Below are 11,900 nucleotides of genomic sequence, written 5' to 3' on the forward strand. Positions count from 1 at the left end.
TGTATGCGGGTACTCGATGCCAGAATGAACCTATGGTTCACCCCGCCGTCTCCGACGTCACCCGCGAGATCCTCGCCGAACTTCCCGCACACCGACGCGAGACGTTCGAGTTGCGTCTCGAGCAGTGGTTTCCCGATCTGCACGATGCGGTCACCGCTGTCTACCCCGATCCCGACGGCGTCGCGGCCGGCCTGGTGGAGACTGCTGCTCGCGCCTACGCTGCCCGGGCAGAGGATCTGCACCGGCTCGATCAGCGCCGACTGCTCGAGCCCGACTGGTTTCAGCAGCCCGACATGTTCGGCTATGCGTGTTACGTCGACCGGTACGGACAGACGCTGCGCGGGGTGGGTGAGCGGCTCGACCACCTGACCGACCTCGGTGTCACCTACCTGCACCTGATGCCGCTGCTGCAGCCCCGGCCCGGCGACAACGACGGCGGATACGCGGTGATGGACTACCGCGCGGTGCGAGAAGACCTCGGCACCAACGAGGATCTGCGGGCGCTGGCGGAAACCCTGCGCGAACGCGGCATCAGCCTGGTGGTCGACCTGGTTCTCAATCACGTTGCCCGCGAGCACGAGTGGGCCGCCAAGGCGCGTGCCGGTGATCCGACGTACCGAGACTACTTCCTGATCTATCCCGATCGGACCACTCCGGACTCGTACGAGCGCACCCTGCCCGAGGTGTTTCCCGACTTCGCGCCCGGAAGTTTCACGTTCGACGACGAACTCGGCGAATGGGTGTGGACGACGTTCAACGAATGGCAGTGGGATCTGAACTGGGCCAATCCTGCTGTGCTGCAGGAGTTCGCGAGCGTCGTGCTGCATCTGGCCAACCTGGGAGTGGAGGTGCTGCGGCTCGACGCGATCGCGTTCCTGTGGAAGCGGCTCGGCACCAACTGCCAGAATCAACCCGAGGTCCATGCGGTCACGCAGGCTCTGCGCGCCACCGCTCGGCTGGCCGCTCCGGCCACGCTGTTCAAGGCCGAGGCGATCGTCGGACCCCGCGATCTGCTGCCGTACCTGGGCCAGGGGCGGCACACCGGACGAGTCTCGGACATCGCTTACCACAATTCGTTGATGGTGCAGGTCTGGTCGATGTTGGCAACGGGCAGTACAGCTTTGGCGCGTCACGCGTTGGCGTCGTTGCCCCCGACACCGCCGAGTGGCACCTGGGTGACGTACGTTCGCTGCCACGACGACATCGGCTGGGCCATCGACGACGGCGACGCAGCGTCACTCGGTCTCTCCGGTGCCGGGCACCGGCACTTTCTGGCCGACTGGTACTCCGGCGAATTCGACGGCTCCTGGGCCGAAGGCCTGGTGTTCCAATACAACCCCGACGCCGGCGACCGCCGGATCAGTGGAACCGCGGCCGCGCTCACCGGCCTGGGCCCGTCCCGCCTGGATCCCGACGGCGCGTTCGGGCGAATCTTTCTGTCGCACTCCATCATTGCCGGGTGGGGCGGCATTCCCGTCGTGTGGAGCGGCGATGAGCTCGGCTCCCCGGGAGACCCGAACTGGGCAGACGAACCGGCTCAAGCCGAGGACAACAGGTGGGTGCATCGCCCCCGCGTCACCGACGCCGACCGCGCCGGTCGGTTCGAGGAGGGGAGCGACGCGCAGCGGGTGTTCGACGGTATCGCTCGAATCGCGAAGGTGCGTGCCGGTCTGCCGATGTTGCACGCCGAGGCACCGGTGGACGTGCAGACCGAATCGGACGACGGTCTGCTCGTCGTGCGCAGGCGTCATCCGAGCGGCACCCTGGTCGGCCTCTACAACGTGACGGCAGAGCACCGGCCCTTTCCCCACACGCAGCTGATCGAGCTCGGCATCCCGGCACCGACCGAGGTGCTCTCGCAACACGATCTGCACGTCGACGACACCGGATCGGTGTGGTTGCCGCCGTACGCGGCGTGGTGGATCGTCGACAGCCCTCTGCGCTAGAAGAAGCGCTACCGTGACCGGGCTGTTACTCTCCCCGGGACGGTGGGGCTGGATACGAACAAGGGGACAATGTCGATGCTGCATGCTCGGATACGAAGTCTGGTGCTCGCTGTAGTGGCGGTGTTGGTCGCCACGATGGCAACGGTGCTGATGGGGACCGGTGTGGCGAAGGCCGATTCCGAGCTCGTCTACGTCTACTCGCCGTCGATGGACAAGAACATTCCGATCAAGGTCCTCAAAGCTGCCGGTGGCGGACCGGCGCCCACCCTGTATCTGCTCGACGGGCTGCGTGCGCCCGACAACAACAGCGGCTGGCTCATCGAGACCGACGTCGAGAGCTTCTTCGCCGACAAGCACGTCAACGTGGTCATTCCGTTCGGCGGCGGCGGAACCTTCTACTCCGACTGGCAGCGCGACGACCCCAAGCTCGGACGGGTGAAGTGGGAAACCTTCCTCACCCAGGAACTGCCGCCCTTCATGGCCGATCGTTTCGGCAGTGACAACGTCAACAACGCCGTCGCGGGGCTGTCGATGAGTGGAACGTCCGCGCTCAATCTGGCCGCGCATCGACCGGATTTCTACAAGGCGGTGGCATCGTTCAGCGGCTACCCGACCGCGAGCAGCCCCGGATTCGCGCAGGGCATCTCGGTGGCCGTCGGCGAGATGGGCGGCAACGCTCGCAACATGTGGGGCACCTGGCCGTCCGCGGACTGGATCCGCAACGACCCCTCCCTCAACGTCGGTGCGTTGCGCAACACGGCGGTCTTCGTCTCTTCGGGCAGTGGCTCACCGGCTACCGACCCTGTGTTCAACCCGGCCAGCAGCCGCTTCGACCCCGTCAAGTTCGCGCAGATGGTGCCGCTGGAGACGGCCGCCGGCATGAGCAGCCGGGCATTCGTTCCGTTGCTGCAGGCCGCGGGCGGTCGACCCAACGTCAAGATCACAGGTACCGGTGTGCACTGGTGGAACCACTGGGAGCAGCACCTGCACGAGGCGTGGTTCGAGACTATCGCCCCGGCAGTAGGCGGCTGAGGCCGGACTTGGTCAGCGCGTGCCGCAACCGCATCGAGATGGTTGCGCGCGTGCTGCCTGCGCTCATTGCCCACATGCCCTTCGGTAGGGGTGACAGGGCTTTGGGTAGCCACGGATTTCTGACAGTCAACATGTAGACGAAAGTGGCCAGTTCACGGGCGCTGGGCTGGCGGGCACCGTTCGGCTCGTGCTTGTGGGTGACTTCCCAACCGGAGCGGCCGTAGCCGATGCCCTGCTCGTAGGCGGCCCGGGCAGTTCTCCGAAGCCGATACGCGACCATCGCGTCGGGAACATGCCCCAAAGTCAGGCCGGCCTGTTGAATCCGCCACGAAATGTCGGCGTCCTCACCGCCGCCGAGAAAACTCTCGTCGAACTTGCCCACCTGATCGACGACGCGTCGCCACATTCCGAAATTGTTACCGTGCGCGAAGGGCAGGTACCCGGTCTCGAACCTCTCCTCCGGCGCCGGCACCGCGCGCCACGACGCGACTTCCTCCGAGTTGAGCGTCTGTACCTCGATCGGACCGCCGACTGCATCGAAGGTCTCCGCCGCACGGGTAAGGGCGGTGAGCCACCCCGGGTACACGGCATCGTCCTGGTCGGTGAACGCCAAGAAATCACCGCGGGCTGCGTCTATCCCCGCGTTTCTCGCGTGTGGGGTGCCTCTGACACCAGAGCTGTCGATCCAACGGATGTCCAGTGGCGACTCGAGCTGTGCAATGTGCTCACGCAGCCCGTCTGTCGAGCCGTTGTCGCTGATGATCACCTCGAACTTGCCATCGAAGTCCTGAGCTTCGAGAGCAGACAATTGGTCGTCGAGGTCGGGCAGGCCGTTGTAGGCGGGAATGATGACGGACACAAGACCGGCAGACATGGTTTTCGAGTGTAGTCGGTATTCTCAGCACATGACGACCCCTGTGATCACCGTGGATTACACCGTCCTCGATTGCCCCGACCCTGCGGCGCTCGCTCGTTTCTACAGCACCATTCTCGGATGGGAGCACACAGATGACGACGGCGACTGGGTGGTCATCCACGGTCCCGGTCAACAACGTCTGGCATTTCAACGGTCACCGGATTTTTCCCCGATCGACTGGCCGAGCGAGGGCATCAAGATTCATCTCGACCTGGTGGTCGACGACATGGAACAAGCAAGGGACTTCGTCATCGACGCGGGGGCGAAACTCATCGACCACGCGCAGTCCTCGTTCTGGGTGTACCGCGACCCCGCGGGGCACATCTTCTGCCTGTGCAAAAGAAAATGAAGCAACAGCGACGCAGCCCGCTGAATTCCGAGAAGAGCCTCAAGCAACTCGGGTCTGCGGCAGAGAAGCCCCGAGATCTACGTGCTCGCCCAGCCAGCGTGCGAGCACCTGGCAACCGGTGAGCTCGCCGTCGTACGGTTCACGCGCGTAGGCGATGTGTCGGCCGCCGCCGGGGTTGGCCCATTCGAATCGGTGCCAGCGCATCGACTGCGGCAGATAGCCGGCCACCTCGGTGGCCGCGGTGCGGAGGCGTCGAACATCCTTGACCCACTGGGAGGGTCGCAGGCGAGTCCGGGTCGCATTCTGGAAGCTGTTGCTGCGCAGTAAGGTCCACAGTTCATGTAGCCAAATTCTCGGGGTGCGAAACGACATCGAGCGGGTGAGGTCGGCGATGTCGCGAATCAGACTGTCGTCGCTGGCGTTACAGATCATGTCGGTCTCGAGTCCGATCCACCGAACCGGAATCGACTCGGGCAGAGCCGGACCCGCGCCTGCGACGCCGCGTCCAGCGCATCCGCTCAAAGCGCCGGCCGGTTGCTGGGGATCGGACACCAAGCCCGCAGCGAAAATTCGGGAGCCGTCGATCGTTCCATCGGCGACGAGTCCGAGCACCTCGCGCACGACGGTGGCACCTTGGGAGTACCCGATCAGCGCGATCGGCCCGGTGGTGCCTTCGACTGCGCGACGGAGGCGTCGAACACCGATGTCGGCACTGTGACGGAAGCACAGTCCGCCGAGTGAAACAGGACCGTACGACGCCGGGTAGCCGACCCATCGGCCGACGAAACGGTCGTCGAGTTCACCGACCACGCAGGCGAGCAGTCCGGTGACATGCGTCCGATGGTCGGACGGATGCGATTCTCCGGTACCTCCGACGGCGAGTACGGTGACCTGATCCTGGTTCATGACCTCGAGTCTGGCGGGCGAACCTGAGCTCGACGCCCGGCAAATGCTGAGAACTGTCTGGCATTTCGGTCCAGATCAAGTCAAAGCCGTGCGCACCTGGTCGAGGGCATCGCGTAGAAGCGCCTCGTAGCGGTCCGGGTCGGGTACGGCGGCGCTGTTGGAGGTGATGCCGATGGTGACGGTGTTGCCGATGCCGTGCACTCCGTGGGTCAGGCTCATGGCGGGGGAGAGGGCGGGAAAGCCTGCAGTGAACCGGACGGGGCCGCCGCAGAGCATCAGGTCTGCGGCACCGCGCGTGACGCTGGAGACGACGGTGTTGCCGGTGACCGTCGGGGGGATCGCGGTCGGATCGAACTGTGCGACGCCCCATTCGGCCAGAAATGCCGGCACGTGTACTTCGACCTCGTCTTGCGATGCGCGGGCCGCCTCCGCCAGTGGATGACTCGCGCGGACTCTGCGCGCGGCCAGGTCGTTCGAGATGAGCAGCATGCGTGTCCGGATGTCCGGCTCGGCGGGAAACAGTCCGACTCCCACGTTGCCGAAGTTGTTGCGCGCGGGTCCACGCGTCCGTCGGGCGAGGGTCACCTCTGCGGCCAGATCGGCCGGAGTGTCGAGAAAGGCTTGCAGTGCAATCGAAATGGCGGTGAGTGCAAAAGCGGTGACCGTGGTGCCCTCGGCGTGCAGATCGGACTTCGCGAGCACGATGGTCCGCACGGACGTCCGGCCGGTTGGCGCGACGTCGAGGGCCGTCAGGACTCGCGACCGAGCAGGCGGCGGGATCGAACCCGAGTCGGTGGCTCGCCCGAGGGCCAGCGCGTCCCGTCGAACGCGCAGCCCGCCGCGAACCATCAGCGCCGTGTGCAGCGGAAGGACTGCCGCGGCACGCACTTCGGACGCCAGTTCGGTCCCGGTGGAACGCGAGGTGCGCTCCGGCACGGGCGCGAGTCGATGCGTGCCGAAGAGGTCGCGGGCGGTCTTCGATGCCAGTGCCCCGTCGGCCGCTGCGTGTGAAAGTTGCAGCACAGCAACGACAGTCGAGCCCGGTTCACCCGGCGAATCCGTGATGTTCGGATACAGGTGCAGATGCCACACCGACCCTCGGGGGTCCACCTGATGCTCGAACGACGACGAGATCGCATCGAGGCAGTCCGGCCAGGTGCGTGGTGTCCGGTGAACGATGACCGCGTCGGTGCGCGGATTCGCGGACGTCCACCGTGGATAGTCGAGCCCGAGAGGCGCGTCGGTGACGTGTCGGCGCAGTACGTCGATCCGAGCGCTGCGTTCGAGCAGTCGCACCACCTCGGCATCGAGGTCGTCGGGCCCGGTGTCGAAGCAGTACAGCAGAAACTGGTCGCTCGGAATCTTCGACGCCATCCAGTACGCCCGCGCATCGGCCGGGTGCAGGTGCATCGACTCGGGGCGATTGCTGTCGGGTCGATCGCGGGGCACACGGTGAAGCCTAAGCGCCGCGACGGCACCGGGCAGGTTACGAACTGACCAGTTCGGTTCTGTGAACTCTCACCACGACGGGCCGAGGACTTCTTCGATTGCCTCGGCGATTACTCGCCGCATCCCCGTTAGCCTGGATCAATGCATTGCCTCGCCCTCCGTCCGCGACGCCGTGAGATCGCACGGTCGGTGTCGTGACGCCCAGAGTTGCCTCGGGCTATCGGGCGGGTCTGCGTTCCTCGACCAACGCTGCCGCCTCGGCCGACTACGTCACCGACATTTCCTACAGCGAGTATGGTTCGGCGGCTTGCACCCTCGGGGTCGCGTCGGACAGCATCGTCTTTCTCGCCCCTGCCTTCACCGTCGACGGGATCGGTGTGTTGCGGTCGTCGGACTTCGGAAAGTCATGGCGCGCCTCGGTTCCGGAGGGCATGCGGAACGGTGGACGTCGGCCGTATCTGTACTTCGAGGATGTCGACGACCGACTGTTTCTCCATGCCGGCCGATTCGGCGCGGCACCGCTGCATCTGTTTCGGACGGGATTCACTCTCGGGGTCAGCGATGACCGAGGTGAAACCTGGCGCATGCGAAAGGTAGCGTCCAAAGCCAGAATGAACGCGAAAATCTTTGCTGGACCACGTAATTCGAGCAGCGGGAGAGTGACATACCTGTCTGCTCCGACGCCGTTCGCGCTGCGTGTGCGACCGCTGATCAACGTGACCCGTCAGGTGATCTGGCGGTCGTACGACGGCGGCGTGAAGTGGGAGGTGGCCGGCGGATTCGACATCGATCCGAAGAACATCCCCGGTCTACCGAGCCGTGAGTACGTCACGTTCGGCAAGGGCGTCGTCGGCCCGGATGGAACGGTCTACATCGGCGGCCGTTACGGTCGACGGTTCGCAGTGGCAGTCAGTCACGACGAGGGTCTGACCTGGGATGTCCGCATGGTTCCCGGGTCGGCACTGGCGAGATACCACAACCCACTGCATTTTCTGTTGCTCGGTTCGCGCTATCGGCTGCCGGAGTCGACGGCCGTCGACGACGAGGGAAACGTCTACGTGGTGTGGCCGGACCGCGACGGAGTGCTCCATGCCGCCTGGTCCTCCGATGGAACGGTGACCTGGTCGAGGCCGGTGGTTGTCTCCGCGCCCGGAGTGCGCGATGCCCGCCTCGGCGCTATCACCGCCACCGGGTCCGGGCGAGTGGGTATCGCCTATTACGGGCGTGAGCGAGGGCGCGCATTCCACGGGTTCATCGCGCAGTGCCGTGACTTTCGCACCGGCCGCCCGGTGTTCGTCGGTGGCAAGTACAACGAACCCGACGCGCCACTGCTTCCGCACGGCTTCTGCGGTGGGCTGAAGGATTTCGCATTGGGGCGCTCACTCGACGACATCGTTCGGGTGCACTTCGCCCCCAACGGTGACCTCCTCACGGGAGCCGTGATGCAGATGCGGGGCAGAAACCGGCAGCGCCCCTGGGCGGCGCGTTCGAGACGCACCGAGATGCAGGCAGTACTCGGACGGCTGGGCCGAGTCGTCAGAGTCTGAGCAAGCGAAAGGCCCTGCAGCGCATGCGCTGCAGGGCCTTCGCGGTTTCGATATCAGGCGACGTTGATCAGACCGACGGTGGGGAAGAAGAAGCAACTCTTGGCGGTACCGTCGAGCGCCTTGTGGTTCACCGTGCCGAACACCGCGGCCAGGACGGTTCCCGATCCGGTCTCGACGGGGACGGCGCGGGCACCGGCAGCGGGAAGCGAGTTGATCGCGTTGACGACGAGGGGCTCGGCCATCCCTTTCAGTTCGTTCGGAATGCCGGAGTTGGCGAGCATCGACTGAGCGAGAGTGGTTGCCAGGCCGCCGAAGTCGGCAAATCCGCCCTTCAGTGTGTTGACGTTGAACCAGGCCACCTGCATGCCGGTCTTGTCGGCCGAATCGTTCACGATGCCGGCCGGTACGAACGCGAACATCGTCTCGCCTTTGTCGACGGCGTTGAGATCGGGAATCTTCAGCGGCGGCAGACCCGGGAGTGTGGGGATCGACGGCACGGCCAGCTGAGGCCACGGGCCTGCTGCTCCGCCTGCGACGCCCGGGACGATGCCGAGGGGTGAGGCCCCGGTTGCTGCGCAGTTGATCGCAGCGGTGGGGTAGAAGAACGGGGTGATGCCGAAGTCGGTCAACGCCTTGTTGGCTGCGTTCAGTGCGGCGAACGGATCGGTGCGCGCGTCCTCGGCGACCGGGGTGCGCGAGTCGGCGATGGCGTTCGCGGCCTCGAGAGATGCACCGCCCTGACCCTGCAGTGCAGCAATTGCCTGGGCCAGCGGATCTACCGGTGCCGGCTCCGCTGCTGCGGTAGCGGGGACTGCGAGCAATGCCGCGCAAGAGAGCGCGAGCGCGCCCGCCAGACGGCTGAGGCGACGAGACATGTGTGACTCCTGTGACTGATGTGGCTTATGTTGCGGTTGCGCTGATACCACCACACATCATCTCGACGTCACAAGTTCTGCCGGAATCCGTTGTCCAATCGAGACGGTCCGATCGAGACGGTCCAAGAACAGTTCAGCCCACGTCGATGCCGAAGTCCCGAACGATTCCTTCCAGGCCCGATGCGTAGCCCTGGCCGATGGCGCGGAATTTCCATTCGGCACCGCGGCGGTACAGCTCACCGAACACCATGGCGGTTTCGGTGGAGGCATCCTCGCTCAGGTCGAAGCGGGCGAGCTCGCGTCCGTCGGCCTTGTCGACGACGCGGATGAAGGCGTTGACGACCTGACCGAAGTTCTGCCCCAGGGCGTCTGCGTTGTGAATGGACACCGGAAAGACGATGGAGTCGACTTCCGGGGTCAGTGCAACCAGGTCCACATCGATGCTCTCGTCGTCGCCCTCGCCTTCACCGGTGCGGTTGTCGCCAGTGTGCTCGATGGCGCCATCGGGGGAGCGGAGGTTGTTGTAGAAGACGAAGTAGAGGTCGCTCAGCGCCTTCTTGGTGGTGCCGAGGCCGATGGCGCTGGCATCGAGATCGAAGTCGCCGCCGGTGGTGGCCCGGACGTCCCAGCCCAGTCCGACGGAGACAGCGGTCAGGTTCGGTGCTTCCTTCGTCAGCGAGACATTTCCACCCTTGGCAAGAGTTACGCCCATGTCCATCCACTCCTTCGCGCGTTCTTTCTGTGCATCGTTCCACCCACCCTATTCATCCCCGCGGTTCGGATGCCCGAGTTGCCGATGTGATGCCAGGGAGAAGGGTGGCGAGTGTGAGCTGTGGGGCTGGCGGTGCCGATGGGATTGTGGTGGGATACGACAAAAGATCACAAGCTAGCAGTGGTGGTGCAGTTCTGTGCGTAGGCGCGCCGCGGCGATCGAACGACTATGGAGATTTCTGTGCAGGTTTCGCGACGTGAACTGTTCAAGTACGCCGCCGCAGGGTCCGCTGCCGCCGTCGGACTGGTTGCGCTGGGGACGGCGACCGCGCATGCGGACGCCGGACTGGGAACTCTCGTCGACTATTCGGGCGGGGTGCCGTCTGCCTCGGCGATCAAGCAGGCCGGTCATCGCGGGGCGGTGCGATACGTGTCCGATCGTCGACCCGATGCGGACTGGATGATCGGCAAGCCGATGCGTAAGTCCGAGGCCGACTCGCTCACCGCCGCCGGACTGGAGGTGGTCTCGAATTACCAGTTCGGAAAAGGAAAGACGTCGGATTGGCGCGGTGGGTACGCAGCGGGTGTGAAACATGCCGAGCGCGGCCTCGAGCTCCATACGGCTGCCGGAGGTCCCGCGGACCGCCCGATCTACGCGTCGATCGACGACAATCCCTCCGCGGTGGAGTTCGCGACTCTGATTGCGCCGTACATCCTGGGTTGGCAGTCGGTGATCGGGGCCGAGAACACCGGCATCTATGCCAATTCGCCCACCATCGAATTGGCCTCGGTAGCCGGTCTCGGCCAGTGGTATTGGCAGCACAATTGGGGTTCACCGAAGGGCTTCGTTCACCCGGCGGCGCATATTCATCAGATCCGAATCGACAAGGATTCTGTCGGCGGAGTCAAAGTGGACATCAACAATATTCTCGAAGCCGATTACGGGCAGTGGTCGAAATCCGCCGCCGATATCACCTGAATTACATCGATGTAATACAGCGGCAGACAAGTGGATAACTACGTCCGGTGTTTGTCGCATTCGACCATCTTCGAAGTCGACGAATCCGAAACATCTTCGAAAGAACTTCACCCCCGGCCGAGGAACAGCCGGGGGTGAAGTGCGTCGTGCGCGCAGGAACTACGGAACGTAGACCGTTCCGATGGTGGGCAGGAAGGTGCAGCTGCGAGGAGCCGCTGCCGGATCTTCCTTCGACTGCGTGGTGATCGAGCCGGAGACGACCGACAACACGCGTCCGGGACCGGTATCGGCAATTGTCGACAGCGTTGCCGGACCGTCGGCGTTGATCTTCGATGCGCCGGTCAGGTCCTGTGTTCCCGAGCGACGGTTGTCGATGTTGAGCCAGGTGACGGTGAGCGGAGCGGACTGCTCGGCGGCGATGGGGGCAGTGCCGAGCGCAGTGAACACGAACCCTGCCTGGCCCGCGGCCGGTCCGGGAGGAGGCAACGTGGCCGGACCTGGTACGGCGAGAGCAGTTCCGACGGAATCGGCGGTGTCGGAGATGCACCCCCTGCCGAGCGTCGGGTAGAGGAACTGAGCGATGGCAGGTCCATTGGCGGGCAGTTCCGGACCGCCGCCGCCGGATCCGTCCAGGAAGGTGATGACGGACTCGAGCAGTGACTTGACCTGCTCGGGCAGCTGCGCCGTTGCGAGTAGAGCGCGGGCCTGGCTCAGCAGATCTGCGGCCGGGGCGGCTCCGACATCGGCGGGTCCGGCGGCAGCACCGACGATCGCGGGCGCGAACGAAGCGAGCGCCTCGATGTCGGCCAGGTTGGGCATGGGCTCACCGGGTGCGGGAAGGAACTGAGCGATCAACGCGGCGGGATCGGCCGGTGCAGCAGGCAGATCAGCGGGCGCCATGGGCACCAGAGGCTGTGCGGATGCGCTGGTCGGCACGACGAGTGCGGCGGCTGCTGCAAATGCAAACGCCGTAACTACGCGACGCGTTCCGCGGGTACGAAGCACGGTGATATTCCCCATTCTGATCATGACGCGGGCCCCGGCGACAGCCGGTGCTCGAGGGGCCACTCTATGTAGCGCTATCCCCGATGTACAGCTGTTGACGTCGAACCCTCCCCCGTCGCAACTGTGCCAGGGCAGTCTATGTGGTCCACGCTGCGAATTCTCCGCAGGGCCAAACAATAACCTGT

The 11,900-nt window shown here is 64.9% G+C and carries 11 protein-coding genes; 5 read left to right on the plus strand and 6 right to left on the minus strand.

All coding sequences use genetic code 11. The features are described from left to right. Positions 1 to 32 precede the first annotated feature (32 nt). Together QM797_RS25035 and QM797_RS25040 are read left to right on the plus strand one after the other, a co-directional pair. A complete protein-coding gene (locus QM797_RS25035) occupies positions 33 to 1,946 on the plus strand; it encodes an alpha-amylase family protein (RefSeq protein ID WP_283278416.1) in 1,914 nt (637 codons plus the stop codon). 75 nt (positions 1,947 to 2,021) lie between these two features. Beyond that, a complete protein-coding gene (locus tag QM797_RS25040) occupies positions 2,022 to 2,978 on the plus strand; it encodes an alpha/beta hydrolase (RefSeq protein ID WP_283278451.1) in 957 nt (318 codons plus the stop codon). Here the strand turns inward: QM797_RS25040 and QM797_RS25045 are convergent. Beyond that, the gene (locus QM797_RS25045; protein ID WP_283278417.1) at positions 2,953 to 3,852 is read right to left on the minus strand and encodes a glycosyltransferase family 2 protein; all 900 of its coding nucleotides are present in this window, start codon (positions 3,850 to 3,852) and stop codon (positions 2,953 to 2,955) included. The two genes, QM797_RS25040 and QM797_RS25045, sit on opposite strands and share 26 nt — an antisense overlap. A 31-nt stretch (positions 3,853 to 3,883) precedes the next feature. Here QM797_RS25045 and QM797_RS25050 point away from each other — a divergent pair, with 31 nt between their 5' ends. After that, complete coding sequence (locus QM797_RS25050) at positions 3,884 to 4,243, plus strand: VOC family protein (protein ID WP_283278418.1); 360 nt, start codon at positions 3,884 to 3,886, stop codon at positions 4,241 to 4,243. Between the two features lie 39 nt (positions 4,244 to 4,282). Here QM797_RS25050 and QM797_RS25055 read toward each other — a convergent pair whose 3' ends face one another. Further along, positions 4,283 to 5,149 (minus strand): PE-PPE domain-containing protein, encoded by an 867-nt coding sequence (locus QM797_RS25055; RefSeq protein ID WP_283278419.1) that lies wholly within the window; start codon positions 5,147 to 5,149, stop codon positions 4,283 to 4,285. Positions 5,150 to 5,224: 75 nt separating this feature from the next. Continuing rightward, positions 5,225 to 6,598 carry a WS/DGAT domain-containing protein gene (locus QM797_RS25060; protein WP_283278420.1) on the minus strand — a complete coding sequence of 458 codons (1,374 nt, stop codon included), beginning with the start codon at positions 6,596 to 6,598 and terminating at the stop codon, positions 5,225 to 5,227. A gap of 194 nt (positions 6,599 to 6,792) precedes the next feature. On the opposite strand from QM797_RS25060, the gene QM797_RS25065 reads away from it, so the two are divergent. Next, positions 6,793 to 8,145: a sialidase family protein gene (locus QM797_RS25065; RefSeq protein ID WP_283278421.1), complete on the plus strand. Its 1,353-nt coding sequence runs from the start codon at positions 6,793 to 6,795 to the stop codon at positions 8,143 to 8,145. 53 nt (positions 8,146 to 8,198) lie between these two features. Here QM797_RS25065 and QM797_RS25070 read toward each other — a convergent pair whose 3' ends face one another. Together QM797_RS25070 and QM797_RS25075 are read right to left on the minus strand one after the other, a co-directional pair. After that, a complete protein-coding gene (locus QM797_RS25070; RefSeq protein ID WP_283278422.1) occupies positions 8,199 to 9,020 on the minus strand; it encodes a hypothetical protein in 822 nt (273 codons plus the stop codon). Positions 9,021 to 9,153: 133 nt separating this feature from the next. After that, a complete protein-coding gene (locus QM797_RS25075; RefSeq protein ID WP_283278423.1) occupies positions 9,154 to 9,732 on the minus strand; it encodes a TerD family protein in 579 nt (192 codons plus the stop codon). A 228-nt stretch (positions 9,733 to 9,960) separates the two neighbouring features. Between QM797_RS25075 and QM797_RS25080 the strand changes: the two genes are divergently transcribed. Further along, entirely contained in the window at positions 9,961 to 10,710 is a 750-nt protein-coding gene (locus tag QM797_RS25080) for a DUF1906 domain-containing protein (protein WP_283278424.1), read from the plus strand. Between the two features lie 159 nt (positions 10,711 to 10,869). On the opposite strand, the gene QM797_RS25085 is transcribed toward QM797_RS25080, so the two are convergent. After that, positions 10,870 to 11,730 carry an Rv1157c family protein gene (locus QM797_RS25085; RefSeq protein WP_371833955.1) on the minus strand — a complete coding sequence of 287 codons (861 nt, stop codon included), beginning with the start codon at positions 11,728 to 11,730 and terminating at the stop codon, positions 10,870 to 10,872. Positions 11,731 to 11,900 lie beyond the last annotated feature (170 nt).

Source organism: Rhodococcus sp. IEGM 1381 (assembly GCF_030056795.1).
Lineage (GTDB): Bacteria > Actinomycetota > Actinomycetes > Mycobacteriales > Mycobacteriaceae > Rhodococcoides.

Coding starts and splice junctions, on each gene's coding strand:
- QM797_RS25035 (WP_283278416.1), top strand. CDS start 33: ATGGTTCACCCCGCCGTCTCCGACGTCACCCGCGAGATCCTCGCCGAA.
- QM797_RS25050 (WP_283278418.1), top strand. CDS start 3,884: ATGACGACCCCTGTGATCACCGTGGATTACACCGTCCTCGATTGCCCC.
- QM797_RS25040 (WP_283278451.1), top strand. CDS start 2,022: ATGCTGCATGCTCGGATACGAAGTCTGGTGCTCGCTGTAGTGGCGGTG.
- QM797_RS25070 (WP_283278422.1), bottom strand. CDS start 9,020: ATGTCTCGTCGCCTCAGCCGTCTGGCGGGCGCGCTCGCGCTCTCTTGC.
- QM797_RS25055 (WP_283278419.1), bottom strand. CDS start 5,149: ATGAACCAGGATCAGGTCACCGTACTCGCCGTCGGAGGTACCGGAGAA.
- QM797_RS25045 (WP_283278417.1), bottom strand. CDS start 3,852: ATGTCTGCCGGTCTTGTGTCCGTCATCATTCCCGCCTACAACGGCCTG.
- QM797_RS25080 (WP_283278424.1), top strand. CDS start 9,961: ATGGAGATTTCTGTGCAGGTTTCGCGACGTGAACTGTTCAAGTACGCC.
- QM797_RS25085 (WP_371833955.1), bottom strand. CDS start 11,730: ATGGGGAATATCACCGTGCTTCGTACCCGCGGAACGCGTCGCGTAGTT.
- QM797_RS25075 (WP_283278423.1), bottom strand. CDS start 9,732: ATGGGCGTAACTCTTGCCAAGGGTGGAAATGTCTCGCTGACGAAGGAA.